Annotated in this window: 21 protein-coding genes and 1 pseudogene; 11 read left to right on the top strand and 11 right to left on the bottom strand. The window is 61.6% G+C overall.

The window, feature by feature from the left end:
* Positions 1–24 precede the first annotated feature (24 nt).
* The 3 genes from TMS3_RS25650 to TMS3_RS17335 all read right to left on the bottom strand — a co-directional run bounded on the left by TMS3_RS25650 (position 25) and on the right by TMS3_RS17335 (position 7,828).
* On the bottom strand, positions 25–2,124 hold the full coding sequence (locus tag TMS3_RS25650) for an Ig-like domain-containing protein (protein WP_235576653.1): 2,100 nt from the start codon (positions 2,122–2,124) through the stop codon (positions 25–27).
* Positions 2,111–6,808 carry a DUF4347 domain-containing protein gene (locus tag TMS3_RS25765; protein WP_456153990.1) on the bottom strand — a complete coding sequence of 1,566 codons (4,698 nt, stop codon included), beginning with the start codon at positions 6,806–6,808 and terminating at the stop codon, positions 2,111–2,113. The genes TMS3_RS25650 and TMS3_RS25765 overlap by 14 nt, the downstream gene beginning before the upstream one ends.
* A 168-nt stretch (positions 6,809–6,976) precedes the next feature.
* Positions 6,977–7,828 carry a sulfotransferase family protein gene (locus TMS3_RS17335; protein WP_025166552.1) on the bottom strand — a complete coding sequence of 284 codons (852 nt, stop codon included), beginning with the start codon at positions 7,826–7,828 and terminating at the stop codon, positions 6,977–6,979.
* A gap of 169 nt (positions 7,829–7,997) precedes the next feature.
* Between TMS3_RS17335 and cysC the strand changes: the two are divergent.
* The 3 genes and pseudogenes from cysC (at position 7,998) to TMS3_RS17320 (ending at position 9,821) form a co-directional block, all read left to right on the top strand.
* Positions 7,998–8,607 (top strand): annotated as a pseudogene (gene cysC, locus TMS3_RS17330) (adenylyl-sulfate kinase).
* Positions 8,608–8,880: 273 nt separating this feature from the next.
* The gene (locus TMS3_RS17325; RefSeq protein ID WP_025166551.1) at positions 8,881–9,429 is read left to right on the top strand and encodes a phage tail protein; all 549 of its coding nucleotides are present in this window, start codon (positions 8,881–8,883) and stop codon (positions 9,427–9,429) included.
* A 71-nt stretch (positions 9,430–9,500) separates the two neighbouring features.
* Entirely contained in the window at positions 9,501–9,821 is a 321-nt protein-coding gene (locus tag TMS3_RS17320; RefSeq protein WP_025166550.1) for a DUF6916 family protein, read from the top strand.
* On the opposite strand, the gene TMS3_RS17315 is transcribed toward TMS3_RS17320, so the two are convergent.
* From TMS3_RS17315 to TMS3_RS17285, 7 genes are all read right to left on the bottom strand, one after another.
* The gene (locus TMS3_RS17315) at positions 9,814–10,317 is read right to left on the bottom strand and encodes a GNAT family N-acetyltransferase (protein ID WP_025166549.1); all 504 of its coding nucleotides are present in this window, start codon (positions 10,315–10,317) and stop codon (positions 9,814–9,816) included. The two genes, TMS3_RS17320 and TMS3_RS17315, sit on opposite strands and share 8 nt — an antisense overlap.
* 29 nt (positions 10,318–10,346) lie before the next feature.
* On the bottom strand, positions 10,347–11,315 hold the full coding sequence (locus tag TMS3_RS17310) for a sulfotransferase family protein (protein ID WP_025166548.1): 969 nt from the start codon (positions 11,313–11,315) through the stop codon (positions 10,347–10,349).
* A 14-nt stretch (positions 11,316–11,329) separates the two neighbouring features.
* A complete protein-coding gene (locus TMS3_RS17305; protein WP_025166547.1) occupies positions 11,330–12,130 on the bottom strand; it encodes an aspartyl/asparaginyl beta-hydroxylase domain-containing protein in 801 nt (266 codons plus the stop codon).
* A 51-nt stretch (positions 12,131–12,181) separates the two neighbouring features.
* Positions 12,182–14,281, bottom strand: coding sequence for a site-2 protease family protein (locus tag TMS3_RS17300; protein WP_025166546.1), 2,100 nt, complete (start codon positions 14,279–14,281; stop codon positions 12,182–12,184).
* Positions 14,282–15,601: an efflux RND transporter periplasmic adaptor subunit gene (locus TMS3_RS17295; protein WP_025166545.1), complete on the bottom strand. Its 1,320-nt coding sequence runs from the start codon at positions 15,599–15,601 to the stop codon at positions 14,282–14,284.
* A complete protein-coding gene (locus TMS3_RS17290; protein ID WP_025166544.1) occupies positions 15,598–16,380 on the bottom strand; it encodes an efflux RND transporter periplasmic adaptor subunit in 783 nt (260 codons plus the stop codon). The genes TMS3_RS17295 and TMS3_RS17290 overlap by 4 nt, the downstream gene beginning before the upstream one ends.
* 239 nt (positions 16,381–16,619) lie before the next feature.
* Positions 16,620–17,171 (bottom strand): hypothetical protein, encoded by a 552-nt coding sequence (locus tag TMS3_RS17285; protein ID WP_025166543.1) that lies wholly within the window; start codon positions 17,169–17,171, stop codon positions 16,620–16,622.
* Between the two features lie 607 nt (positions 17,172–17,778).
* Here TMS3_RS17285 and TMS3_RS17280 point away from each other — a divergent pair.
* From TMS3_RS17280 to TMS3_RS17255, 6 genes are all read left to right on the top strand, one after another.
* Positions 17,779–18,423, top strand: a complete 645-nt coding sequence (locus TMS3_RS17280; protein ID WP_025166542.1) for a response regulator transcription factor — start codon at positions 17,779–17,781, stop codon at positions 18,421–18,423.
* A gap of 12 nt (positions 18,424–18,435) precedes the next feature.
* Complete coding sequence (gene csgE / locus TMS3_RS17275) at positions 18,436–18,819, top strand: curli production assembly/transport protein CsgE (protein WP_025166541.1); 384 nt, start codon at positions 18,436–18,438, stop codon at positions 18,817–18,819.
* The gene (locus TMS3_RS17270) at positions 18,816–19,238 is read left to right on the top strand and encodes a curli assembly protein CsgF (RefSeq protein ID WP_025166540.1); all 423 of its coding nucleotides are present in this window, start codon (positions 18,816–18,818) and stop codon (positions 19,236–19,238) included. The genes csgE and TMS3_RS17270 overlap by 4 nt, the downstream gene beginning before the upstream one ends.
* Before the next feature lie 30 nt (positions 19,239–19,268).
* Positions 19,269–20,093: a CsgG/HfaB family protein gene (locus tag TMS3_RS17265; RefSeq protein ID WP_025166539.1), complete on the top strand. Its 825-nt coding sequence runs from the start codon at positions 19,269–19,271 to the stop codon at positions 20,091–20,093.
* 399 nt (positions 20,094–20,492) lie between these two features.
* Entirely contained in the window at positions 20,493–20,975 is a 483-nt protein-coding gene (locus TMS3_RS17260) for a hypothetical protein (RefSeq protein WP_051394250.1), read from the top strand.
* Between the two features lie 45 nt (positions 20,976–21,020).
* Entirely contained in the window at positions 21,021–21,908 is an 888-nt protein-coding gene (locus TMS3_RS17255; RefSeq protein WP_025166537.1) for a hypothetical protein, read from the top strand.
* Positions 21,909–22,335: 427 nt separating this feature from the next.
* On the opposite strand, the gene TMS3_RS17245 is transcribed toward TMS3_RS17255, so the two are convergent.
* On the bottom strand, positions 22,336–23,439 hold the full coding sequence (locus TMS3_RS17245; RefSeq protein ID WP_025166535.1) for a helix-turn-helix transcriptional regulator: 1,104 nt from the start codon (positions 23,437–23,439) through the stop codon (positions 22,336–22,338).
* A 500-nt stretch (positions 23,440–23,939) separates the two neighbouring features.
* Between TMS3_RS17245 and hppD the strand changes: the two genes are divergently transcribed.
* Both hppD and TMS3_RS17235 read left to right on the top strand, forming a co-directional pair.
* The gene (hppD, locus tag TMS3_RS17240) at positions 23,940–25,022 is read left to right on the top strand and encodes a 4-hydroxyphenylpyruvate dioxygenase (protein WP_025166534.1); all 1,083 of its coding nucleotides are present in this window, start codon (positions 23,940–23,942) and stop codon (positions 25,020–25,022) included.
* Between the two features lie 200 nt (positions 25,023–25,222).
* Positions 25,223–26,362, top strand: a complete 1,140-nt coding sequence (locus tag TMS3_RS17235) for a homogentisate 1,2-dioxygenase (RefSeq protein ID WP_025166533.1) — start codon at positions 25,223–25,225, stop codon at positions 26,360–26,362.
* Positions 26,363–26,462: the final 100 nt, after the last annotated feature.

Here is a 26,462-nt window from a genome sequence, read left to right as displayed (position 1 = left end):
TTTAATTTATTAGTAGTGTGTTGATCAGGTGTGCGGCCCAGCGGTCTCGAACTGGCCCAGTGCTAATGCCAGCTCCCGCAAATGGCGTTGTTCGGTATTGCGCAATTCATCGAGTTGCTGGCCCAGTGTGGGTGCCCCAAGCACACCATGCGGCGTTTGGCGGCCGTCCTTGTCCCATTGCTGGTCATTGAAAATATTCCGCGATGTCGATTCGGGTAATGAGTCGCTGCCGAAAATATTCGCCAGAGTGCTGGCGCCGAACACGCCACCATCACCACCGCCGAAACCAAGGAAGCCGCCTGAGGCATTGCCAGCGACATCATTGGAGCTGCTGGCAAAAACCTGAGCGATGAAGCTCGACGCCAGCGTTCCGTTGTTGATGAAGATGTTGCCCAGCGTAGGAATACCACTGCCCAGGGTTGGTTGTTCGAACAGCGGCGTAGGCAGCAAAGGCGAACTTGTCGGGGCAGGTGGCAGGGGCGGCGGCGTTGGGGGGAGCGCTGGGCTCGGCGGCAGCACGTTAATTACGGGGGGGCTGGACTTGAATTCTGGATCGCCACTAGTAGCGGCAATCACATAATCTTCCCCGACAATGCTAGCGGCCAAAGCGTTTCCGGCAGTATCGGCGATACCGCTACCGGCGGCATTCAAACTGATGCCCAGAGAACCATTGCCGGCAACATTGCTGACAGTGATCCGGTAAGTTCGGCTATCGATTTGCATCACGGATTGTATCGTCCCGACAGCGCCACCCGTGCTGATCACCGAGAAGTCGCTGGCGTCCACGCCGGAAACGGCTTCGCTCAAGGTCAAGGTGAACTGCACGGAACTCGCCGTGGTGGGGGATGTGTCCACGCGGACAAGGCCCTGTGCAAGCGGCGCCAGTGCATCTACCCGCACGCCGCCAGTAGCCCCGACACCGTTCAAAGTGGTGGTGGCGTTGTTGCCCACGGCATCACGCAAGGTGGCACCGTGGAGATTGATGCTGTTGCCGACGCTGATGCCGTTGCTGTCCAGTTGGCCATTGGCGACGGTCAGGCGGAATACCAGGGCAGATGTGCCTGAGCCGGACACGTAGTTGGCGAAGGCAGTACCACCGGTGTCGAGGGTGATGGCGATGCGCGGGATGCCGCCTACGGTATCGACCACCACGGCTTCGCTGAGGTTGACGGTGAAGTCGAGGTTCTGTCCGGCGACATAGGTGCCGTTGGCTGGCACGGTGACCGAGGTGATGGTAGGGGTCTGGGTGTCGATGATGATATTGGCAGAGTATGTAGTTGCCGTGCCCGCATTGCCTGCGGCGTCGACATACCCTGTGTTGTTTATTGCGATTACATTGGCTGCGCTTTCAATATCGGTATCGGGAGTGAAAATCGCTGTCCAAGTGGTTCCTCCATCGGTGGAACTCACCGCACTCAGGGTGCCATTGGTAATAGTCAGGTCGGCGTTGCTGAAACCACTGACCTGCTCCGAGAAAGTAAAGATAACGGTGGTGGTTTCGCCAGCGGTAAGGGTCTCATCCGAGAGTGTAATAACGACCGTTGGACGTTTGGTGTCGATAGCGTAGTTGTTGGAGTCCGTCGTGCCGCTGCCAGTGTTGTCAGCGGCATCCTGCACGCCAGTGTTGTCCAGCGTAATGAGGTTGCTTGTGTCAGTGATACCTGTTGTGGGCGTGAGCCTCGCCGTCCAGGTGATACCGCCGTCAGCCGAGCTCACGCTGCTTAGCGTGCCGTTGGCAACCGTAAGGTCGGCATTAGTGAAGCCGCTCACGGCTTCGCTGAAGGTGATGGTGACCAACGAGGTCTCACCAATTGCCAATGTAGTGTCTGCCACCACAATACTGACCGTCGGACGAGCGGTGTCGATGGCGTAGTTATTGGAGTCGGTGTTGCTGGTGCCGGTGTTGCCCGCCGCATCCATTACGCCAGTGTTATCCAGGCTGATGAGGTTGGTCGTGTCTTCGGTATCAATACTGGGCGTCAGTGTGGCGGTCCAGGTGATGCCGCCATCCGCCGAACTCAGGCTGGAGAGGGCGCCGTTGGCGACGGTGAAGTCGGCGGTGGTCAGCCCGCTGACGGCTTCGTTGAAGGTGATGGTGACGCTGCTGGTTTCACCAACGGCCAAGGCGGTATCGGCCNNCGGTATCGGCCACCACGATGCCAGCCGTGGGGCGCACACCATCAATCACGATGGCTTTGTTGGCGCCGAGCGAACCGGCTGCACCCGGCGTCGCTAGGCTGAGGTTCGCATTGATGAAGGAGCCACTCTGAATGGTATCGCCATTAGCAACTAATCCAGCGCTGCTGATGTAGTCGAGATCCGATGAAATGTCGCCTTCCTGCACCGTGTAGGTGAAATACAGGGTCGAGCTGCCGCTGCCGGAGACGTAGCTGAGCGCGCGGTCAGTCGTGCCGGTTTCCAGTACCAGTTGAATAGTGCCGGTACTCAGGAATACGGCTTCACTGAAGTTCACCGCCATGGTAAGCGTGCTACCTATGCCATAAGTACCATTGGTCGAGATGGAGGACACTGAGGTAACCGTCGGGTTGAGCGGCGTGGTCAGGGTGAAGTCGTTGCCCGAAGTCCCGATGTAGCTGGCGGTGAGTTGGGTTGAATTGCCGCCTGCAAGGAAGCTGCTGCCTTGCGCTATACCAGCGAAGTTGCCGATGACAGCATCGGCCGCATCGTTGACGATGATGGTGTAGCTGTCGCCACTGCCCGGCGTGTAGCCATGGGTGGCCGACAGGGTGGCGCCGCTGACATCGACCGTGCCGTTGACGACCACCTGATCGTACTGGGTACCGGCGGCGGTGCCATTGATCTCCACAGCCAGAGTACTGCCTGAGGTCATCGTGAGGTTGCCGTTGACGGTCATGGTGCCCGGGCTGTTGCCGGGCGACAGGGTACCGCCGCTCTGCACGGTCAGCGTGTTGGTGGAACTGGCGGCGAAAATGCTGCCGCTGCCGCCCAGGGTGGCACCAGACGCCACAGTCGCACTCGAGGTGGCGGACAAGGCGCCATTGATGAGCAAGCTACCGGCATTGACGCTGGTGGCGCCGCTATAACTGTCGGTACCACTGAGGGTCAGCGTGGCAGCGCCGGTCTTGGTCAGCCCACCTGCGCCGGTGAGGTTGCCGGACAGGGTGGCATTGGCTGTGGTATTGACGCTGGCGCTGCCGCCACTGAGGGTGACGGCGTTGTCGATGGTGGTGGCACCGGTCACGGCCAGCGTGCTGCCGCTGGCCAGTGTCAGCGCGCCGCTGCCGAGGTTGCTGTCGCTGGCGACACTCAGGGTGCCCGCGCTAACTGTGGTGGTGCCCGAGTAGGTGTTACTGGCGGACAGGGTGAGCGTCGATGCGCCCGCCTTGCTCAGATTATTGGCGCCGCTGATGACACCGGACAGGGTGGCGTTGGCCGAGTTACTGACGGTGGCATTGCCAGCCAGAGTGATGGCGTTGTCGATATTGGTGGCACCGGTCACGGCCAGCGTGCTGCCACTGGCCAGTGTGATCCCACCGCTGCTCAGGTTGTTATCGCTGGCCACCGACAGGGTACCGTCGGAGATGGAGATGCCGCCGGACAGGGTGCCGGAGTTGCCTGTATTGGAGAGCGTCAGAGTGCCCGCATCGGTTTTATTCAGATTGAATGCACCATCCAGCGCACCGCTGAGAGTGAAGGTACTGCCAGTGGCGGCGCTGACGTTGGCATCGCCAGCCAAGGTAATAGCACCATTCAAGCTGCTGGTACCGCTGATCAGGTGCAGCGCACCGTAATCCACACTGACATTCTTGCCGGTGCCGCTGATGGTAAAGGCTTCGCCGATGGTCAGCCCGCCTGCCACGCGCACGGTGGCACCGGAGTTCACCGTAGTGGCGCCCGCCGTGGTTCCCAAGGCGTTGTTGTGATTGGCAATCAGGGTGCCGGCCGACACATTGGTGGCGCCGGTATAAGTGTTGTTGCCATTGAGCTGCAGAATGGACGCCGTCGTTTTAGTCAGGCTGCCGCTGCCCGAAATGATGCCGGACAATGTGAGGGTGGCAGCGCCACCGCCCCCAGCGACACTGAAGGTGCCGCCGCTGGCGCCAAGCGTGATAGCGTTGTCGATGGTGAAGCTGGTCAAGCTGTTGTTCAGGGTGCCGCCATCGAGCGTCACCGTGCCGGACGAAAGGTGGTCGTCGTTACTGACACTCAGCGTGCCCCCTGTAACGGCGATGCCGCCAGACATACCGCTTTCATTGCTAGTGTTGCTCAGCGCCAAGGTCCCCGCGCCCGCCTTGGACAGCGAACCGGTGCCCGCCAGCGCACTGGCGATGGTAACCGTGCCGCTGGCATTGGTGAAGTTCAGGGTGGTACCGCCACCCAAGGTGATGGTGCTGCCCGAAAAGGTCAGACCGCTGGCGGAATCGCCGTTGATGGTCAGACTCTCGTTGATCGCCAGCGCACCGGCCAGGGTCATCGAACTGTTGAAACTGCTGCTGAAGATCAGCGTCTGGCTACCGGTGGTATCGGCGGCAGCAATCGCCACCGCCTCGCTGAAGCTCACCCCGTTGCTTACGTTGATGGTGGCAGTGTCGGTGGTATTGGTGATGTAGATAGTGTCGCTGGACACCGTCACATCGGCAGTCGTGCTGGCCGTGCCGTCGCTCAGCGTAAATCGCAGCGTGGCATCACCTGCGGGAGTGTCACTGCGGTAGGTAATGCGCTGTGCAATATCATTGACCAGGGCTGTCGTCGCCGTGGTGGCGCCGCTGGTGAAGCTGATGGTCAGCACGCCGCCGGTATTGGTGAAGGTGGCAAAGGTTTGTCCGCCGGATTGCAGGTTGCCGCCACTGACGGTAAAGAGCGCGCCCGAGATATTAAAGCCGAGGGTGTCTATGCTCACTGCCGTGCCGGGGCGTTGCACCGTCAGGGTTGCGCCGCTCCAATCGCCAGCCCCGCCGTTCAATGCTTCAAGTTCGGTATCACCCAGGTCGGCATTGCCGCCGGAGTCCAGGATTACGGTACTGCCAACGCCTGCCCAGGCTACGCTGTCGCCATTGAGGCTGCCTATGGTGGGGGCTGCGTTGGGGTTGTAGTTGGTGTTAGTAGTACCGCCACCTGTTGTGCTTATCTGCGAGGTAGCTGTGCCTGCAGCACCACTTGAGCTGCCGGGTTTAGTCGCAGTTCCTCCTATTCCTCCGGCGCCAACATTGCCGGTAGCTAGGGTGGAGTTAGTGGAGGAATCAACCAACACAGTCCCACCAGCGTTCCAGATGCCTCCGGTACCAGATCCCCCCGCGCCACCATTACCAACAATCGAACTACCTGGGGCACTACCACCGCCGCCGCCGCCGCCAGCACTTATATTGTTCGTAATTGAACTCGTCAGTATGGTAAGTGTGCCTGTGTTGTAAATACCGCCCACCGCATTACCACCACGGCCACCGCCGTAGCTATATCCAACGCCGCCGCCGCCGCCGCCGATGCCAATACTGCCATTGTTGGCCGTGCTTCCGGCACCTCCGGACATGTAGGAAGAATAGCTGCCACCAGCGCCACCACTAGTAGTGCCACCCGCCCCCCCCATTGTGCCGCCTCCCGCGGAAAACCCGGCACCAGTACCCCCTGTGCCTGCTGAAGTGGAACCAGCTGATGCTGGAAGATTGGTACCGCCCGCACCACCGTGCGTTGTGCCAAAGCCGCCGCCGCCGCCGCCGGCACCACCCCCCCCGCCGGCACCACCCCCCGCGCCACCACCACCAGCCGCCTTGCCTCCAGTGATTGTGCTACCTGTAATAGTTAGGGTTCCGGCGTTGCGAATATTAGCGCCCAGTGCATCGCCGCCGGCGAGTCCCACGCTGTTGCCTGGTGTATTGCCGCCTGCACCACTCAAGAAACCATTGCTAATTGTCAGGTTGCTGATGGCTACCTCAGAGCCCGCACCAGAGGTGGACACATCAAGCACGCGCGCAAGATTGTTGCCACTCAGGGTGAAACCACCGCCGACGATACTCATGGTCTGGCCGTCGGTGACGTTGATTGAAATGGCATCAGCCGTTGAGGCGAAGGTGATATTGCCGGTCAGGGTGATCACGTCGGCGACGCCATCGGTGTTGCCCGTAGCAATCGCGGTCTTGAGTCCGGCGAGGCTGTTGACGCTGGTGGTTACCAGGACGTGATCGTAACTGCTGAGTTGGGAGAGGTTCAGTGCGTAGCTAGCTGCTACGTCGCCGGTGGTGATTTCCAGATCCCAATCTCCGCCCTTGGCGCTGCCGCCAGTGTCATCGCTGGATGCTGCGATATCGGCACCGGTGATGCTCGCCAGCTGCGACAGGAAGGCCTGCCCCTCGCTACCAGCCCCCACTTCACAGCCGTAGAGCAGAATGTCGCCGTCCGTGGTCAGGGCCTCGCCGATGCTCTGCAGTTGGCTGCTGTAATCGCTGAGATTGCCTTCGAACAGTGGTGCATTGCCCAGCAGCAGCAGCCCGGCATCGCCGTGGGAAATGATATGGATGGCATCGATACCGCTGCGAGCTTTCAAGGCATCGGCGATCTGCTGTACGCCATTCTGATCCGTGCTCAGCAATACCACTTCGGCATCCGGCGAGACGGACTCCAGCAGAGCTTGGTAGTCCGGCACGCGCGTATCGACGAAGACGATTTCCTTGCGGCCGCCATTCTGGGCGTCCGCCACCGGGCTGGCCTGGGAGCTGTCGCTGACGGCCTGGTTCGATTCTGCGGTGGCGGCGTCGCCGTGAAGGTTGCCGGCGGCCTCATCAGCGGTCGGAACATCGCTGGCCACGGTGGCGGCCACCGCGCCGTCGAACATCATGCGGGGTTCGAGCGCACTGATCAGCGGCTGCGGGCGCGGCAGCTGACTGGCGTGCGCCGACTCGGGCAACTGAGCGTTCTTGCTTGCATCCGCCTGCTTGGATTTTCCCCACCACATGACTCTATCCCTCGAAATTATGGTGCCGTGACCGCGACCCTTAGCTGGTCAAGCGTTCTCGCTATTAATGCTTTGGGCTTCCTGGGAAGTCCTGATCACGTGAGCCTCGCTGCTGCGCGATTCCCTCCAGAAGCTGAGCCCGGCGTATTGTTCAAACAGGTCGGGCGGCAGGATGGTGCGACGCGTCTCGACTTCCACCTTGGGCCGCACCTTGTGCAGGCCTTTCAAACCGAGCGCCTGGTCGAATTCGGGCGCGTCATACTCGATATGCTCGAAATCATGCTCGAACCAGGGTTCTCCAAGGAAATCGTAGATCAGACGCAGCACCTTCTCGGGCGTCGCCGCCAGCAGGTCGTACTCCACCAGCAGCAGCGACTTAGCGTGTTCGCCGTAATAGGCGTCCTTCAGCGCCGCCCAGGCGAACCCGACCAGCCGGTTGCGCTGGGCCAGGGTATCGACCCGGCTGTAGACGGTGTTGCGTTCGACATCGTCGCCGAACAGCTTGGTGTTCTCGTAGGGGTTGGCGCGATAAAGCCGCTCAAGACTGTCCATCACCCAGGCAACATTTCGCACACAGGCGATCACCTTGGCCTGCGGGAACAGATCCATGAGCGCAGGCAGGTTGGCGCACCATTGCCGGTTGGTGTCGAAGACGATGTCTTTACCGGCCTGTTCGGCGTAGTAGTTGGTGAACAATCCAGTCAGCAGCCGCTTGCGCTGCTCCTGGGTGATCACAGGGCCGAACTCGCTGCCGGCACTAAACTGACCAAGCATCGCGCTGAACAGGCCCCCCACGGGGCTAGTCATGCCGGCGTGAAAGCGCGGGTTTTGCAGCAGTAGTGCAGAGAGCAGCGTGGAACCTGAGCGGGGTAAACCCGAGATGAAATGAAACGTCGGCACTACCTGCCCTCTTTTTAGATTCCATTAATCGGCCAATCCTAACCGCGGTGTTTGATTCTTACCAGCGCACAGAGATAAGTTCCGTCTCTGGATCAGTCCACGACCTGCGAGTTACCCTCTCCCCGGTTGCAGTCAGCCAATTGCCCCTCCCTGCACGAGACCTTTTGCTATGCCATTGGATGGATCGCTTACGCCTCCCGACCGTCAACAACGCGAAGCACGCCATGGTCATCGCGGGGTTGCCATCCTGTTGACCGGGTTGCCCGCCGCCGGCAAGTCGACGCTGGCCCGCTCCTTGGAAGCGCGGCTTTTCGCCCTCGGCGGACAGTGCCTGGTACTCGATGGCGACCGGCTGCGCGCAGGGCTCAATCGCGACCTGGGCTTCGCCGAGAACGAACGCGAAGAGAACCTGCGCCGCGCTGCAGAATTAGCCGCTCTACTGGTGGACGCCGGAGTCGTTGTAGCAATGGCAATGATCGCCCCCCTTGACCCGACATCGACATCTGCTGGCCGAACGATTGGGTGCCGATTACCGCGAGGTCTGGTGTCGAGCCGCGCTGCATAACTGCGAGCGCCGTGATCCCAAGGGCCACTATGCGCTGGCCCGGGCCGGAAAACTCGTCAATTTCACCGGTGTTTCCGCCCCTTACGAGCCGCCGCAGGCCCCGGCACTGATACTCGATTGCGACACCTGCAGCGTGGCGGATAACGTCGAGAGGCTGCTGCAGTGGATGAGCACCGAAGGGCTGCTTGGCTCGCTTGTGCAGAACACCCGATAGCGTCCCCCGACGCGCTTTCTCAGGTACCGAGCGTCTGCATAGGGCGGGCTGAAGAGGGCAGCTGCGAAGCCCGACGATGATCTTGCACTGGCCAGTCTGCGGCACCAGCGGTTTTGCCTGGCAACAAACAGTTTAGATATAACTGAGCATTTACTTCCGGGACTTTTCGACTACAACTTTCCGGGCAGCTCTTCAGTGTGTTTATAAAACCTTCTGCTGAAGAAGCCGCATCCCTGATGCGGGTCGATTATCCAAGAACCAGGAGTAGCATGCATGGAAGTATTTATCGGCACTATCCAACCCTTCGCCTTCAGCTTCGCCCCACGTAACTGGGCGCTGTGCAACGGCCAAATCATGTCCATCGCCCAGAACACTGCAATGTTCTCGCTGCTGGGCACTACCTATGGCGGCAACGGTCAAAGTACCTTTGGCTTGCCCGACCTGCAGGGGCGGATGCCAATCGGCATGGGCCAAGGTCCGGGCCTACCGGACTACACCATCGGCGAGGCATCAGGCTCCCCGTCGACGGTACTTACCAGCAATCAGATGCCTTCGCACACCCACGCAGTGCAGGTACAAGTGGGCGGTGCGTCATCCAATCCCGCCGTGGCACCCAGCGCAACCAATCAATTTCTCGGCGCCTCCAACTCAAGCGGTCCGCTCGCAGCAGCGATCTGGTCGGATGAATTGTCCTCCCCCATCAACATGGGTGGCGCACAGGCTGGACTGGCTGGTGGTGGTCAGCCCATGGATATCATGAACCCCTATCTGGCACTGAATTTCAGCATCGCCATTCTTGGCCTGTTCCCTTCGCGCAACTAAATCGACTCGCCTCCATGTTATACGGGCGGCTCTTTGCGTCGCCCACTACCATGCATGAAGGAACACAAAAGATGCTGAATCTCATCAACGCGGACCATTTTCGCCAACTGCAAGGCCAGGTCTGTGAGTTCGCCATGGATACGGGTGAAAAATTATTGCTACGGGTGGACTCGGTCAACCTGAAACCCAGCGCCCGCATGCCCAGCGCCGCAGCGCAAATGCGCATGCCGTTCTCGGTCGGGCTGACTGCCGTGCAACCGACCGGCTTCATGGACGGCAGCTGTACGGTGGAACTACCGCAACTCGGCCAAGTCTCGCACTTGATGGTGTTGCGTGAAGCAGCGCTGGATCGCGACCCCAAGCAGCACTACTTCCAGATCCTGTTCAACTGAACGCAACCGAGGGGTACCACACCAGGCGGTCGGCTACCGGTTGGGCTTCCTCGACGCGGAAGCCCAACTCCATGTACAGCCGCCTGGCCTGCAAATTATTGCGCCAAACCACTACCGCAACCGGGCTGGCGACTTGTTGCGCTGCGCGCTGCACACCCTGCAGAACGACCTTGCTGTAACCCCGCCCGCGTGCGGCGGGAATCAGTGCGAGGTAGATCAGACGCACCTCGTTATGGCCGAAATCGACCGTCACGGCGCCAATCGCTGAGCTGGTTTTCTCAACAATCAAATGCATGGCATTGGGGTATTGGTTACCCATTCCCGCTTGTTGTACCTGGTATTGGTTGGCGACCACCGTGTCGATCAGTTCTGTTTCGCCATCGATCCATTGCAGATCCCTTCGGCTCGATTGATACAACCCCTGCAGAAAAGGCTCGTCGCTCGGTTTGGCCGGACGTAGGGTGATACCGTCCGCCAGGGATGAAAAATCGCTCATGCAACACTCCTTATTATGAGTAGGTCCGGTTAACCCTGCTGCTGCAAACGCAGCGCCTCCAGATCCCGATAGGGCGCCTCTGCCCAGCGGCTGACCGCCTCGCGCAGCAGTGTAGAAGCCCCGTCACGTTTACGCTGGGTATCCGCGGCAAAGGCCTGCTCCGGGCGCTTGGCGTTTAGCCCACTGCCTTCCAGGGCCGCTGCAATCTGCCCGGCTTCGAGCCCGAACATCGTGCGCAACCTGCCACCTAGAGCCATGGGCAGCTCGCTGTAGTTGAGCAATAGGCCACCGTGTTGCCGGTGCAGGTCGGCAGCGGCCTGCAGCAGCCGGCCGAGGCGGCGGGCGATGAATTCCTCGCGCGGTGTCGGCGCCTCGTCCGCCTGGTGCAGTGGCGACTCGCCAATCAAGCCCGGCACCATATGCATGCCGGGCTGCTGCAGATGCGAGGCGGCTATTTCCAGGGGATCGCGGTAGAGGGACAACCAAGGTGTATCGGGAAAGCAACGGTGCAACAACGGCAACTCATAGAGATTCCAGGCATCCAGCTTGACCACCAGACGGGACGCCTGGCTGTCCCGGCGCTGGCCCAGCGCCGACAGCATGGCGCCAATGGCGGCGTTCTGCTCGGCACCACCCAGCCGGCTGGCATAATGCGCGCGCAACAACTGGTCCAGCGGCGGTGGTTCGGACAGCACGATATGACTGTCGAGCCGCGCCAGCATCTGCGCCAGCAACGTCGAGCCGCAGCGCGAGGCGTGAAAGATAAACACGGTGGGGGGCAGGCCAGGGCTGGCGGCCGTCCAGCCGAGCAGCGCCGCCAGCGGCGTATCACGGCGAAACGCCTGGTTGAACGGCAGCCTGAGCGCCAGATCCACCTCGTCGCGATAGAACGGCTGGATCAAACGCTGCTCGCCGAACCAGCACCAGTCGACGCGCCACTCGCCGTCATTTAACCAGGCCCTAATTGGCAGCCAGCCGTGCATATCTTCCTGCGCCATCTTTTCATGGACCATCAGGCTCGCCATTGTGCACTCCAGTCGTTCTTGCCCTGGCGCATGGCCGCGCGAACTTCCGCCGCGGAAAATTCCAGCCCCAGCTCCTCGCCCATACGCAGCGTCGCCTCGATAAATTTCCCGCTGTCGGTCAGTGTACGCAAGCGTTGCGCCAGGTCGGCATCCTCCGCGACGCAATGGCGCAAACGCGCGAAAGCCTGCACCGCGGCACTGGGCTGCAGCGCCGGCGTCGTCGCCCGGCCCTGTGCAATAGCCTGCAGCAGCCACGCCTGGGGTAGACAGTCGAGCACCAGATGAATACGTGGCAGGCTGCTGGAGTTGCTCACCCGATGCGGCCAGGAAAGATCGAGAAACCAGCATTCACCCGGCTGCATCGGCACCTGCAGGCCGTTCAGCAGAAACGCCACGCCCGGCGGACTGAGCAGTGGGATATGCAGGCGTAGGTCGCTGCCGGGCTGGCCCAGATCGTGATCGCAATGCTCATGGATAGTCGATCCCGGCCCCAGACGCAGCAGGCGCACGCTGCGCAGGGAGGTCTGGAAGCCGGCGAGCAGCTCGTGCCAAGCGGGCTCGTCCTGCCACCAGGCACTGCGGCGAGGGGCGCCAAGTCCTGGGGCAAGCGGCAGCGGGGCATCTTCTGCCGAAATCAACGCCAACCCGCTCCAGTCCCCTTGGTAGTAAGCGCTGTTGAAATGCCCCTGCCAGGCGTCAGTCGGTATCCGCTGCAGCGCTTCGAGCAGCAGCGGCAGATTGCAGCACAGGGGCAAGCGCGAACAGACAGGTAGTGGGCTGGTTTGCATGTAAGCGTCCTCTGCTCCGAGTTGTGCAGCGGCAGCAGCGCGGCCAATATCTTAAAAACCGCTTTCCCTCACCCCCAGCGCCGCCACCCGACGCCAGATGGCGCCCAGGATGGACTCGCCCTTGCCCTGTAGTACCACCACGCCCGCCTGCGGCTGCCGCGGCGCCTGCAGTTCATGTTGCGGCACCAGGCGTACGCCGTACTGCCCCTGCTCTGGCTCGGGCCTCTGCTGCGCATCGCGGCGCACGGCGATGGGGCCGCCCTGATCCGAGGCCAGCGCCGGTTGCTCGAGATAGGTGGCCCCGGTTACATCCACCTCGGTCAGCTGCACCGGTACGTTGGGAAGCCGGGGGTCGGCACTGGCGATAAACAGTCCCTGCGCGCCGACCTCGGTGCGCCATAGCGACTCTTCGGCCAGGTAACCGCGCAAGCGCGCTTGCTGTGCGATCACCCGTAGCAGCGGCTGTTGCGGAGCCAACCAACGGCCCGCGGCCAGATCTGCCGACAGGTCACGCACCACGCCGTCATGGGGTGCGCGCAGCTGCAGGCGCTCACGTTGCGCGGCCAGGCCGCGATACTCGGCCACGGCTTCGGCCAGGTTCTGTTCGAGGATGCTGCTGTCCGCTACCGTCTCGCTGCGCCCAGCCTGACGCCGCAGCTGCAACTGGAGGATTTCGATCTCGTTACGCACGATAAGCTGGCGTGAATCCAGGTCAGGCGACTCCAGTTCCAGTAGCAGGTCGCCGCTGCGCACCGTCTGGCCATTGCTCGCGTGCAACTGTTTAAGCCGCGCCGCCAGTGGCGCATGCAGCGCGCTGACCCGGCTTGCCTCCAGCATCGCCGGCACTTCCACGGCGCTACGCCAGGGCACCAGCAGCACGGCCAGCAAGCCCAGCAGTGCGCCGCCAACCAGCAAGGCGCGCGTCGGTTGTGCCTGCTCGCGCCGCTGCCACCATTCCTTCATCTCGCGCCAGATCGGCAGGCCGATAAACCAGGCCAGCTCCACCAGCATCAGGAAGATTCCCAGCAGCTTGAAGAACAGGTGATAGACCATCAGAGCGATGGCGAAGAACAGTGCCGCCCGCCATAGCCAGGCGCTATAGCCCCAGGTCAGCAGGCGCCGGTAGAGGGCTGGCGACCAGGGTTCGGGCATCGGTTCGCCGTAGCCGAACAAGGCCTCGCGCAGGCGCCAGCGGCACAGGGCGAAAGCGCGCTGCTGGAGGTTTTCCACTCGCCACAGGTCGCTGAGCAGGTAGTAGCCGTCGAAACGCAGGAAGGGGTTGAGGTTGATAACCAGGGTGGTCAGCCAGGTGGCGCTGGCGAGCATAAAGGCCGCCGTGCGCCAAGGGCCGTCCGGTAGTAGCGACCAGGCGAGTAGCGCAATGGCCGCCAGCAGCAGTTCGGCGAGCATGCCTCCGGCGCCGATCAGCAGGCGCGAGCGGCGGTCATTGACCCGCCAGGCGTCGCTGACGTCGGTATAGAACAGCGGGAACAGCACCATAAAGGCCAGGCCCATGCTTTGCACCCGGCAGCCGGCGCGCTTAGCCATATAGGCATGGCCGAACTCATGACAGAGCTTGGCGAACACCAGGGCGACGCCGAAGGCCAGCGCACCGCCGAGGCTGAACAGGTGCGGGAAGGTGGCAAGGAAGCGCTGCCAGTCGCGGGCCACCAGAAACAGGCCGAGGCCCAGCACCAGCGGCAGGCCGATGCGTAGAAGGCGCGGGCCGTGGCGCTCGAGCCAGGGCCAGGTGCGTTCGAGAAAGGCATCCGGTCGCCACAGCGGAATGCGGAAGAACAGGTATTGATGCAGCGCACGCTTCCACAGGCTCTGGCGCTGGGCAGCGGCCTTGGTCGCATAGCTGGCACGTTGCTCGGCATCCGCTGCGGCGATCAGGTCGTGGCCACGCAGGAAACGCAGTAGTTCCTGCAGTTGCGCCTCGTCCAGCAGCGTGCCGGGTTCCGCATTGGCGGCGGCCAGCACCCGCTGTGCATCGCCCAGTGCCCAGTGCCGCAGCAGGCGCAGTGCCGCGCTGCCGAGCTTGAAATAGCGCCCACGGAGCGGGTCGGCCAGGGTCCATTGTGGCGAGCCATCCAACGCCGCTGCTGCGGGTGATAGCTGCAAGTCGCAGCGTAGTGCCGGTAGGCGCATCTACAAGCCCACACTCTGGCGAAACGCGGCCAGTGGCCGGCGTAGCAGGTACAAGACCAGTGGCACGCGCTGGCCGAACAGCTTGGCGGTGCCGCGCAGGCCGATGCGCGGCGGCGCCTCGGCGAATCTGGCGTCCACGCGATAGGCCAGTTGCCCTGCAGCACCGGTTTGTGCCTCGTAGGCGAGACGTTCGAGGCTGGCTGCATGGCGGTTGAGTGGATCGCTGTCGAGAAAAAGCGCCACCTCGGCGCCCGTTTCCAGTTCGATGGCATCACCCACTGCCAGTTCGACACGCAACTCGGCCTGGTTTGGGTCAGCGATCTCCATCAGCCGCTCGCCAGTCTGTACCGGCTTGCCGGTCCAGCGCTCGGCATCGGCAAATACCGCGATTCCATCGCGTTCGGCGTGCACCTCGCTGCGCGCCAGCAGGTTTAGCGCGTAATCGCGTTCGGCACGCTTCTGCTCGACCCGTGCCGCTAACAGATCCAGTCGTGCCTTAGCTTCTGCATCGGCAAAGGCGCGCTGAGAATTACTCCTCAGTTCAGCCTCGGCTACATCCAGGCTGCGCCCGGCGACATCCGCCTGGGCCTTGAGCGAGGTGGCGTCGAAGCGCAGCAGCAGGTCGCCGTTACTGACCGCCTGATTGGGCTTGACCAGGAACTCGACGATCACCCCATCCAGCGGCGCCGCTACCACCTGGCCGTTTAGCGGCACCACTTCGGCCGGTGCCAATACCGATTGGCGCACCGGCAGTATCAGCAGCAGCGAGGCGGCAAGCGCAACAGCGAGGATTTTCTTGCGTGGCCAGCGCAGGCGCCAGGGTTTGCGTGGCTGCAGTGCCAGCCAGGCATGGCTGTAGCAGTCACCGAGTTGGCTCAGCAGAGCCTGTTCAGCTCCGCTCCAGGGTTGCTCGCGGGCGATCCACAAACCGCCGAAGAGTTCTTGTCGGCGATCGAGCAAAGGTATCCAGAAAACCGATCCGGTGGACAGGCTTTGCCAGTCGGCGCGAGTCTGCTCGGTCAATGCGCTGGCATCCACTACATGGGGTTTGACCGAAGCGCCCTGGTTCAGCAACTGGTTGGCCGAGCGCTCGACAAAGGCGACGAAGGGCGCGTGTGGCTCGACCTGGCTGATACCGGTCACCGCCTGCACACGGCCGGCGATCAGCAGGGCGGCGTGGCGATAGCCAAACAGCGGTTGCGCGTCGTTGACCAGCACGTAGGCCAGGTTGTCGATATCCGCCGCGGCCCGCGCCTGGTGCTGCAGTGCGAGAAACTGGGCGAACACACGTTCGGCAGGGCCTGGCACCTGAGCCGTCATGGCGCCTCCAGGAAGCGCGCGCTGCCGCTCATGCCGGCCAATAGACCGGGAGCGTCCTGGGGCAGGGCGCCGATCAGCAGCAGGGTCTGGCTGCCTTCATCGATGCGCGCCCCCAAACGTTTGATTTCCACTTGCAAGGGTTGGCCGGTTTCGTCCGGGATGAACTCGAAACGATCGCCTTGCTTCAGCGAGCCCAACCAGCTCGAAGGCACCAGCAAGTGAACTTCCAGTGTGCGGTTATCGACTATTTCCAGCAGTGCAGTGCCGCCGGCAACGCTCTCGAATGGTTGCACACGGCGTGCGACCACGCGGCCATCGAAGGGTGCAGTCACCATGCAGCGTTTGACCTGTACCTGATAGACCTGGGCTTGGGCCTGGGCTTCGGCCTGGCGGGCCTGGGCCAGGGCGACCTGAAAGCGTCCGACGGAATTTAGCGAGGCCAGTTGCTTGTTGTGTGCGAGTTCTTCGCGTGCGGCTCGCACGGCTGCCTGCGCCGCGTTCAACTGGGCCTGGTAGGCACTGCAGTCGAAGCGTACCAGCACCGCGTCCTTCTTGAAGTCTTGCCCATCGGCATAGGGCATCTCAGTGATACGGCCGGCCAGTTCGCTGGACAGCGTGGCCTGGTTGCGGGCTCGCAGAACGCCGCGTGCCTTGCGTTCAGCGGAAGGCGCTGCGCCAGGACTGTCGAGTAGAGGGTCGTTTCCCAGCGAACTCGCCTGGGTGGCGCTCATCCAAAACAGCCCCAGGGCAAGGCCTGTCCAACGGATCGTTCGCCGCATGGTTGCTCTCCCTGCAAAGTTGAATCGGGCGAGTGTACGGGAGAACCTCTACAGCGCAAAACGCTGCGCGGGGATTGGGTAGATTGACCTGTATCGGTAAGCCACTTGCGGGTGGTGCCCAGTGCGCTGCGGCTGCGCCGGCTTCTAACAAGGCTCGACGAGCTGGCAAAGTTTAAGTGTCAGGGCGCAGTTTTAACCGGCTTGTCGATCTTGGGTGTGTCTGCTGCGCTTTCGCCGGCTTACCACTGCTGCAACTCCTTGACCCGAGCGTTGCTGCCGGCCAGGGGCTGGTCCAGCGCCTCCTGGTAGAAACTCAGCCAACTGCGCGAGCCAGCGATCATCCCGGCCAGGTCACGCATACCTGTCTTGAGGGCGACCAGGCTCTGCTGAAAACCCTGCTCCTGGCCGATCAGGGTCTTGGCCAGCTGTCGTCGCAACTGACGGTCGTCGTAGCGCTGGACAGTGGGCGTTGTGGCGCCGGGGGGGCTGGCTGGCAATGTACTGAGCTTTGCGTTTTGCGTGTCCACTTGTTGCTGCAGGGTGGCCAGTTTTTTCTCCAGCAGGGTTAACTGTTCCTGCAGCGCGATAACGCTGTCGGCGCTGTCGTTGGGCTCTTTTTCATGCAGCAGGTTGAACACGCTAGCCGTCAGCCAGCTGGCGAGAATCATGGTGAGTACGGCGGTAAGCGTAAAAAACAGAATGCGATCGAGCTTGCGTCCCTTTTCCAATTGCAAGAGCCGTTGCTCATCGCTCGGCGCCTCGGTGCTATCGACTTCGCTCTCGCTACTCATACCGGCTCGCTTCTTATCGTTATTGTTGAGTGGGTTGATGCTTCCTATATCGGCCCATATCCGCACCTCTGAACAGCTCTGTCGGGCATTTTCTGTGGCCTCGATTCAGCCGCAACCCTAACACCAAAGATATTCGGCGCGGAACCGCTGGGTGCGGCCACGGCCCTGGGCGCCGCTCGGTTGGTGTTGGTGCTGCTCGACTCTTATATCGGCCTTAGATGTCGACACTTATAACCGCTTGTATGAGGACTAAATCGGTTGCGTGGGCAAATTACAGGAGTCGTCATTCTTTATGATTTTCAGTGAAGCGGAGGGGTGGGCTTGAAGTTCGGCTTTGGACTTATTTACGAGCACTAGCTGAGTTCGCTCAAGAGTCTCGACTGCCTGACTGGGTTGTCATTGAAGTCTCCTCGCCACTTCGGACAAAAGGCTATGTATTTCATTCAAATAGATGATGGCCGGGGATTAGCCGCAAACTAAAGTCAAAATACCATCGACGCCAGAGACCGTTCTTGTGACCGGATTCATGGCTCTTGGATTAGGCCGATCTGGCGATTTGAATGGTTGAAGTTTTCGATCTTGAGGGTGAGTAGAGGCGGGATATCTCATGGATACGGATCTTACCTGTAGCGCGTTAACAGCTCAGCTCAAAGCAGTAACGCTACTGACCAAAAACGAGTTGCTGGGCCGGCTCTTCCATCACTTTCTTGGGCACGGCGCAGAGGTGCGGCTGCAGTTGTGCCGTCCGGATGAAATCGACAAGGCTGAAACCGAGTTATGGATACTGGATGTCGGCAGCGTCGAACTGCAACAGCTCTCGCCGTTGCTCGAGCGGCTGTTGACGCAGGCTCCGCTGGCCTTGGTCAATGTCTCCGAGACTCAGGCGCAGCAGCTGGTGGAGAAGCACCCCTGGATCGGCGGCATCTTCTCCAGCCATGCCACCCGTGAGCAGTTGCTGGCCGGTATTGGCGTACTCCTCAAGGGCGGCACCTGGATGCCGCGAGCCTTAATGGAGCATTTGCTCTGTCAGTTGCGTCGGCTGCGCGAATCGGCCGACGCCCTCAGCGAGTTGACCCAGCGCGAGCAGCAGATTCTCAGTCTGGTTGGCAAGGGTTTTTCCAACGCGCAAATCGCCGAACAGCTGTATGTCAGCCCGCACACCGTCAAGAGCCATATCCACAACCTGCTCGGCAAACTGGGGGCGACCAATCGTGCCGAGGCGGTGTTTCGACTGCGCGCGGCCCTGGCTTAGGGGGACGTGGCCATGCGCCCCATGCTTGGGTTGTCGTTGTGCCTGTTGCTGGCGTCGACGTTCGCGGCTGAAGAGGATATTCAGGGTTTTATCGTCGATAGCACCATTTCGCGGATCGGCCATGAATTTTATCGGCACTTCAGCGAGCGGCTGATCGACACCAGTCGACTGGACTTCAACCTGGTGGTTCGCGAGCGGCCTTCAGTGGGCTGGGGCAGTCTGGTGTGGGTCGAGTACCAGCGGCGCACGCTGTACCGCAGTTTTCTTCAGCCGAACACCGCACAACTGAAAGACATTGCCTATCAGGCGGCCGATCAGGTGCTTGAGCAAATCGCCCAGCAGAAGCTGGAAAGCCTCATGTACGACTCCTTCGACATGGAGAGGGATGAGCTATGAACAGACACATTGCATTGTTACCCGCCTGTATCTGGCTGGCGAGTGCCAACCTCGGCGGCGTCCAGGCGACCGAACTGGTCTATGCCCCGGTCAATCCATCCTTCGGTGGTAATCCGCTGAATGGCACCTGGCTGCTGAACAATGCCCAGGCGCAGAACGACAAGAAGGACCCGGACGCGCTGTCGCGTTCGTCCTTCCCCAGACCTTCGGCGCTGGACCGTTTCAGCGACCAGCTGCAGTCGCGTCTGTTGTCACAGTTCCTCAGCGAGGTCGGCAATGGCAATACCGGCAGCCTGACCACCGACGACTTTATCGTCGAAATTGTCGACGACTCTGGCAGTCTGAGCATCCAGATCACCGACCGCCTGACCGGCGAGATCTCGGAAATTCAGGTCAACGGTCTGAATCTCAACAACTGATAACGGTTGTCAGCGCAGGAAACCTCAAGCATGAACAGAATGAAGATGAGTGCTGCAGTGCTGCTGGCCTTTCTGTTGCCTGGCTGTGCGGTGCGCGAGCCGATGCCAGCAGAGCTGGAAAGTGGCACGCCGACCCTGACCCCGCGCGCCTCGACCTACTACGAGCTGCTGGCCCTACCCAGGCCCAAGGGGCGATTGGTGGCTGCCGTGTACGGCTTTCGTGATCAGACCGGGCAGTACAAGCCGGTGCCCGCCAGTTCGTTTTCCACCGCTGTCACCCAGGGCGCGGCGAGCATGCTGGTCGACGCGTTGCAGGCCAGCGGCTGGTTTATGGTGCTGGAACGCGAGGGGCTGCAGAACGTGCTGACCGAGCGCAAGATCATCCGTGCCTCGCAGAACAAGCCAGATATTCCCAGCAATATCCAAGAGCAATTGCCTTCGTTGCAGGCCGCCAACATGCTGCTGGAGGGTGGGGTGGTGGCCTACGACACCAATATACGCAGCGGCGGTGATGGTGCGCGCTATCTAGGCATAGGTGTGTCGCAGGAGTACCGGGTCGATCAGGTGACGGTCAACCTGCGCGCCGTGGATGTGCGCAGCGGCGTGGTGCTGGCCAATGTGATGACCTCCAAGACCATCTACTCGGTGGCGCGCAGTGCCGGGGTGTTCAAGTTCATCGAGTTCAAGGAGCTGCTCGAGCTGGAGGCTGGCTACACCAGCAACGAACCGGCACAACTCTGTGTACTCTCGGCGATCGAGGCGGCAGTGGCCCATATGATCAACCAGGGAGTCGAACGCCGGTTGTGGTTCGTCGCCGACCAGCGCGCGACGCAGCAGGATTCGCTGATCCAATAACGCCTATGCCAGGCGCCACGCGCTGGAGCGCGCGGCGGCTTAATCACTCCGGCGCGCCGTGCGCCTGTCTTCGCTCGCCGGCCAGAGGCCTTAGCACCCTGGCGGGCGGCATCCTCAGCGGGGATACCGCAGCGCCCTGCGGCATTCGCTGTGCCTGTTAGTAACCCTTCTATTTCCTGAGATTTTCCCCGCCGTCGAGGCGCGCGGGGCGGTCGCGGGCTGGGTTCTCGGCGTTTGTCGCAGACGCCCGGAAAATGCCCGACTGCTGCGTGCGACACGGCACCCAGGCTTAATCCTTTGGCCTAGTAAAAGCCACGAATTTTCCATCCAACGGCCGATACCGGCCGCGCTCGCCCGCTACTAAAAGTAAAGCCAGGAAACCACCAGCAGGAATTCGCCATGAGGCTCTCGCATTGCATTCGCACCGGCATCGCCACGGCACTGTTGGCCCTTTGCGAGTTGGCCGCGCCGCTGTCGGCGGCAGACCTCGCCGATAACTTCGACCTGGCCGTGGGCGGTGGATGGAGCGCGCTGGCGCAGGCCTGGCAGGGTGGTCAGCGCGCTTATGTGATCCAGCACGGCAGCGCCCAGCAGGCGCAACTGAGCCAGCAGGGCCGGGGCTCGTTGGCTCTGATCGTCCAGGCTGGCGCCGAGCAGGAGGCCGCGATCCTGCAGCAGGGCGAACAGCAGATGGCCGCGATCAGTCAGTTTGGCTATGGCAACGCGGCCAGCATCTCGCAGGTCGGCGCCGACAATCGGGCGCTGATCGTGCAGTCGGGCACCGCCAACGGCGCCCGTATCGAACAGGCCGGCGACGGTCTGAGCAGTGGCATCCGCCAATTCGGCAATGGTCAGAACGTGCTGGTGCGCCAGTACCGCTGAGGTCGACCGAGCCGCTGTACACCCAAGCAAAGAAGGAGAAACACCATGTTCAAACTCAACCCCCTAGTTGTAGCAGTAGTCGCCGTCGCCAGTGCCCAGGCCTGGGCGGATGGCAACAGCTCACAGCAGTACCAATCGGTCGGCAGCAGCAACACAGCCACCGTGCAGCAGCTGGCCACGGCCAGTGGCAACAGCGCTTATCAGAATCAAGTGGGCGGCTACAACATGGCCACTATCTATCAGAAAGAGGCCACTGCAAACTCGGCAGTGCAAACTCAGCTCGGTGACGGTAACGGCGCGAGCACTAGCCAGACCTATGCGAATGACAACCTCGCTCATCAGTACCAAGAGGGTGACGACCTCAAGGCCTACGCCACGCAAAACAACGGGCAACTCAACCAGTCTTATCAGACTCAGTATGGTAGCGGCAGCAAGGCCACCACCAACCAGTTCGATGGCGACTCCAACACATCATATCTGCTGCAAAGCGGCGACGACCACGACGCGACAGTCAACCAGTTCGATGGGAACTCCAACTATACGCAGCTGAGCCAATACGGCGCTGACCACATGGCGACGGTTAACCAGAGCGGTGGCAACGGCAACGAGCTGTACTTCAGTCAATATGACAGCGGCAACACGTTAACCGCCGATCAGGTCGGTGACAGCCACTATATCGGTGGTTATAGCGCGGGTACCGGCAACGAAGTCGATATCGATCAGACGGGTTCCGACCACAACGCCTATGTGTATCAATACGCCGGTAGCGTCGACAACCTGGCCAGTATCGGCCAGCTCGGCATCGGCAATGACGCTTGGGTCCATCAAAGCGGCTCGCTGAACCAGGCCTTCGTCAATCAAAGCAATTCGGGCAACGACGCAACTATTGTGCAATCGGGCACCTCCAGCACTGCGACTGTTACTCAGAACTAAGCTTGCCCTCGCTGTCGGCTTCTTGGCCGGCAGCTTTTTTTCGGGTTCCCCAATGTTGACGTTATTGCTCTATGCCGCGCTGTTGACCGGCACGCCGACTGCCGAGGCGCTGCTCAGTCTGCAGCCGCGTGCGGCCAACCAGCTGGCGCTGAGTCTGTGCTTTAGCGGTGCCGGCCAGCCCATCCGGTTCGAGCTGACGCTCGACAGCGTCGGCGCGGCCGGGCGCAGTCGCGCGCGGCAAAGCGGCGAGGTGCGGGCCAGTGAGCCGGCCAGTTGCCCGCTGCACAATAGCCTGGGCTTGGCCCCCGACACGCGAGTGCGGGCGCAGCTGCGTTGGTGGCTGGACGGCGCGGAGCAGCCGGCCATTCAGCGTTGCTATAGACCAGCCGTCGGCGAGCAATGTGGCGCGCTTAGCGGCAGCCGCCGCTTAGACATGCAGGCGACCGAGCAGACCGAGCAGTTCGCTCTGGCGGCTGGTATCGGTCTTGCGGAACAGGGCGCGCAACTGGCTGCGCACGGTGTTGATCGACACATTCAGGCGTGCGGCGCAGGCTTCCGGACTGAGCCGCTGAGCCAGCAGTTCGGCCAGGCGCTGCTCGGCCGGGCTGAACTGGAAGAGCTCGGTCAGCAGGCCCAGTTGCGGCTGGTTCTCCAGCAGCGCCAGGAGCACCAGCGGTTTCTGTAGGCTCTGATTGAAGCGGGCCTCGGCCGGCACCGGGGTGACCAACAGCTCCTGTTGTTGCGGGGCGTTGAGTCGCAGCCAGCCGGCGCGGCGCTTGCCGTCCTTGCCAGACGCGTGGCGGATCAGCGTCTGCAGGCAGGCGTCCTGGTTACTGCTGTGCAGTCGGGCGAAGCGCTCATACAGGGCGAAACCCGGCTGGCGCAAGCGCCGCGCCGCGGCCTGATTGCTATGCAGCACGCGGCCATCGGCGTCGAGCAACCACAGCGGGGTCGGCTGGTTATCCAGAATCAGGTCGCGATTGGCCAGCTCAAGCTCCAGGCGGTTGATCTTGTTGGACAGCTTGGCGACTTTCAGCAGGTGCGGGCTAACTCGCTTCAGCAGGGCATCCTGGCGGGCGTCGGGTGGAGGCGCGCCGGTTTCGTTGAGCACCGTCAAGTAGATGCCTGAATCATCCTGCTCGTCCAATTTGAGACAGGAGAGATTGTGCATGCCGTGGGGGATATGGAACTCCTGATAGTAGGGATCGCGGCGGATGCGCTCGGCGCCCAGATCGGTGAGGTCGTGGTACCAATGGCCTACGGCGCGGGAGAGGACCACGTTAAAGCCCGGATCCAGTTGGCAGTAGTGCTTGTTGTAGGTGTCGATGGTGGCAGGGTCGCACAGGTGCAAGGCAGTGGACGCGCGAATGCCTCCCTTGCGCTGATTGGCGAACAGTAACAAGCCTTGCTGACGCCCACTGGCGACTATCAGTCGATCCAGCATCGGCAGCCAAGCGCTTTCGTCCAGCACGCATTCGTAAGAGAGACCGACCAGCTCGTCGTAGACCTTCTGTTCATCCATGCGGGGCATGGCAAATCACTCCCTGGGTGCTCGGCGCAAGATGGCGCTATGCCTTCGTATAGTCCATGGCCACGTCTTTTGATCTGCCGGTGGTCGGGCACAGGGGCACCGTATTGGTTCCTCCTCGATCGGAAGCGGCCGCGGCGGGACTTACGTCATCCCCCGGCCTTTACCGTTCATCGGCTATAAGGCGTGACGTCGCTATATGGCGAGCCTGCTGGAGCCTCGTTGGCTCTTACTCCGCTCGATACCTCGGCGTTCAAGGGGAGTCGTCTGGCAGCTGTTTGATCCGCTTTGTAAATATATCGTTACACCCTGGTGGCGGCGGCTTGGAGGCTTTCGACGCTTTTAGGGGGTGTAAGGAAAAATTGCCGAATGCTCAGCTAGGCTCATGCTTGATGCTCGGCCAAGGCGCTTGTTCAGGCGTCCTGCGCGGGTTGTTATGAGGTTATCCGAGTCGCCGCAAAAGAGCGTCGCGGCGAGGCCCACAACAACAACGAGGAGGCTGAATGAACGCCGTGACTAAAATCGAACAGCACAACCCTATTGGTACCGACGGCTTCGAGTTCGTCGAATACACCGCGCCGACGCCCGAGGGCATTCAGCAGCTGCGTGAACTGTTCACCGCCATGGGCTTCACCGAAACGGCCAAGCACCGTTCCAAGGAAGTCTTCCTGTTCCAGCAGAACGACATCAACTTTGTGCTCAATGGCAGCCCCACCGGTCACGTGCGCGAGTTCGGTCTGAAGCACGGCCCGAGCGCCTGCGCCATGGCCTTTCGGGTGAAGAATGCGGCCCAGGCCGCCGCTTACGTCGAAGCCCAGGGTGCCAAGCTGGTCGGCAGTCACGCCAACTTCGGCGAACTGAACATCCCCTGCGTCGAGGGCATCGGCGGCTCCTTGCTGTATCTGGTCGACCGCTACGGCGACAAGAGCATCTACGATGTCGACTTCGAGTACTACCCAGGGCGTACGCCGCAGGACAATGCGGTCGGCCTGATGGAGCTTGATCACCTGACCCACAACGTCAAGCGTGGGCAGATGGATGTCTGGTCGGGCTTCTACGAGCGCATCGCCAACTTCCGCGAAATCCGCTACTTCGACATCGAAGGCAAGCTCACCGGCCTCTTGTCTCGTGCCATGACCGCGCCGTGCGGCAAGATCCGCATCCCGATCAACGAGTCGTCCGACGACAAGTCGCAGATCGAGGAATTCATTCGCGAGTACCACGGCGAAGGCATCCAGCACATCGCCCTGAGCAGCGAAGACATCTACGACACGGTGCGCAAGCTGCGCGCCAACGGCGTGGACTTCATGAAAACCCCGGACACCTACTATGCCAAGGTCGACACCCGCGTCGCCGGTCACGGCGAGCCGACCGATGTGCTGCGCGAGCTGAACATCCTGATCGATGGTGCGCCAGGTGACGACGGCATCCTGTTGCAGATATTCACCAATACGGTGATCGGCCCGATCTTCTTCGAGATCATCCAGCGCAAGGGCAATGAGGGTTTCGGCGAGGGCAACTTCAAGGCGCTGTTCGAGTCCATCGAGGAAGACCAGATCAAGCGCGGTGTTATCAAGGCCGAATGAGCCGAAACCGTAGGGTGGTTAGCGGCGCAATATACGCAGCTTATGGCCGGCACGGTGCACGGGCGGCGCTTAACCCACCCAGCCGAATCCCGGCCTACATCGTGGTGGGTTACGGCGCGTAAGAGTCAGTCGTGTGATTGCGCACGGTGGAGGCGCCTAACCCACCCTACGGAATATCGTCGTATCGAGGAGACACCGGCATGAGCCGCAAATGGATCAGCTTCCCCCTGCGTGAAGGCGAGTGCTCGCGGCAGGCGCACTGCGACTTTCCCCAGGACACCTATGAGCGCGAGATGGGCCGCGAAGGCTTCTTCGGGCCCACCGCGCACCTGCATCACAAGCATCCACCCACCGGCTGGATCGACTGGCAGGGGCCGTTGCGCCCGCACGCCTTCAACTTCAACGATATTTCCAGCGAGCGCGATTGTCCGCTGGAGGCGCCGCTGACGTTGCACAACAGTGATATGCAGCTGCGCGTGTGGCGTACCCATGGCGCCATGCGCCACCTGGTGCGCAACGCCGATGGCGACGACCTGCTGTTTATCCATGAGGGGGCGGGGCACTTCTATTGTGACTTCGGTCATCTGGAGTATCGCGACGGCGATTATCTGGTGATCCCGCGTGGTACGGCCTGGCGCATCGAAACCCGCGAACCGACCTTCATGCTGCTGATCGAGAGCAGCGATGGCGCCTATCAGCTACCCGACAAAGGCTTGCTGGGCCCGCAGGCGATCTTCGACCCGGCGGTGCTCGATCATCCGAAACTGGACGATGCCTTCAAGGCGCAGCAGGACGAGAACACCTGGCAGCTACGGATCAAGCGGCGCAACCAGGTCAGCACCGTGACTTACCCCTACAACCCGCTGGACGTGGTCGGCTGGCATGGCGACAACACCGTGGTGCGCCTCAACTGGCGCGACATCCGCCCACTGATGAGCCATCGCTACCACCTGCCGCCGTCGGCGCACACCACCTTTGTCGCCAATGGCTTCGTGGTCTGCACCTTCACTCCACGGCCGGTGGAGAGTGACCCGGGTGCGCTGAAGGTGCCGTTCTACCACAACAACGACGACTACGACGAAGTGCTGTTCTATCACCGTGGCAACTTCTTCAGCCGCGACAATATCGAGGCCGGAATGGTCACGCTGCACCCCTGCGGCTTCCCCCATGGCCCGCACCCCAAGGCGCTAAAGAAGAGCCAGGAAAGCCCGGCGACCTTCGTCGAGGAAGTGGCAGTGATGATCGACAGCCGACGCGCCCTGGAGATCGATCCCTCCGCCGCGCAAGTCGATGTCCCCGAATACGTGAACTCCTGGCGCGCGCCGGGTAAACCAGGCTGAACACCTCCGTGTAGCAGGCGGCTGACTGGCGATTGCGGGATGTAACTGCACGCGCATCGCCAGCAAGCTGGCTCCTACACCCTGTGCTGACTTACGGAAC

This window comes from Pseudomonas taeanensis MS-3 (assembly GCF_000498575.2).
Taxonomy (GTDB): Bacteria; Pseudomonadota; Gammaproteobacteria; order Pseudomonadales; family Pseudomonadaceae; genus Aquipseudomonas; species Aquipseudomonas taeanensis.
This window is presented reverse-complemented; position numbering and strand designations above follow the sequence as displayed.

Bases quoted from the DNA above. Each gene is read 5' to 3' on its own strand.
- TMS3_RS17270 (WP_025166540.1), top strand. From the start codon at position 18,816: ATGAACAGACACATTGCATTGTTACCCGCCTGTATCTGGCTGGCGAGT.
- TMS3_RS17290 (WP_025166544.1), bottom strand. From the start codon at position 16,380: ATGCGGCGAACGATCCGTTGGACAGGCCTTGCCCTGGGGCTGTTTTGG.
- TMS3_RS17285 (WP_025166543.1), bottom strand. From the start codon at position 17,171: ATGAGTAGCGAGAGCGAAGTCGATAGCACCGAGGCGCCGAGCGATGAG.
- hppD (WP_025166534.1), top strand. From the start codon at position 23,940: ATGAACGCCGTGACTAAAATCGAACAGCACAACCCTATTGGTACCGAC.
- TMS3_RS17295 (WP_025166545.1), bottom strand. From the start codon at position 15,601: ATGACGGCTCAGGTGCCAGGCCCTGCCGAACGTGTGTTCGCCCAGTTT.
- TMS3_RS17305 (WP_025166547.1), bottom strand. From the start codon at position 12,130: ATGCAAACCAGCCCACTACCTGTCTGTTCGCGCTTGCCCCTGTGCTGC.
- TMS3_RS17325 (WP_025166551.1), top strand. From the start codon at position 8,881: ATGGAAGTATTTATCGGCACTATCCAACCCTTCGCCTTCAGCTTCGCC.
- TMS3_RS17255 (WP_025166537.1), top strand. From the start codon at position 21,021: ATGTTCAAACTCAACCCCCTAGTTGTAGCAGTAGTCGCCGTCGCCAGT.
- TMS3_RS17245 (WP_025166535.1), bottom strand. From the start codon at position 23,439: ATGCCCCGCATGGATGAACAGAAGGTCTACGACGAGCTGGTCGGTCTC.
- TMS3_RS17260 (WP_051394250.1), top strand. From the start codon at position 20,493: ATGAGGCTCTCGCATTGCATTCGCACCGGCATCGCCACGGCACTGTTG.
- TMS3_RS17300 (WP_025166546.1), bottom strand. From the start codon at position 14,281: ATGCGCCTACCGGCACTACGCTGCGACTTGCAGCTATCACCCGCAGCA.
- TMS3_RS17310 (WP_025166548.1), bottom strand. From the start codon at position 11,315: ATGGCGCAGGAAGATATGCACGGCTGGCTGCCAATTAGGGCCTGGTTA.
- TMS3_RS17235 (WP_025166533.1), top strand. From the start codon at position 25,223: ATGAGCCGCAAATGGATCAGCTTCCCCCTGCGTGAAGGCGAGTGCTCG.
- csgE (WP_025166541.1), top strand. From the start codon at position 18,436: ATGCGCCCCATGCTTGGGTTGTCGTTGTGCCTGTTGCTGGCGTCGACG.
- TMS3_RS17320 (WP_025166550.1), top strand. From the start codon at position 9,501: ATGCTGAATCTCATCAACGCGGACCATTTTCGCCAACTGCAAGGCCAG.
- TMS3_RS17265 (WP_025166539.1), top strand. From the start codon at position 19,269: ATGAACAGAATGAAGATGAGTGCTGCAGTGCTGCTGGCCTTTCTGTTG.
- TMS3_RS17315 (WP_025166549.1), bottom strand. From the start codon at position 10,317: ATGAGCGATTTTTCATCCCTGGCGGACGGTATCACCCTACGTCCGGCC.
- TMS3_RS17280 (WP_025166542.1), top strand. From the start codon at position 17,779: ATGGATACGGATCTTACCTGTAGCGCGTTAACAGCTCAGCTCAAAGCA.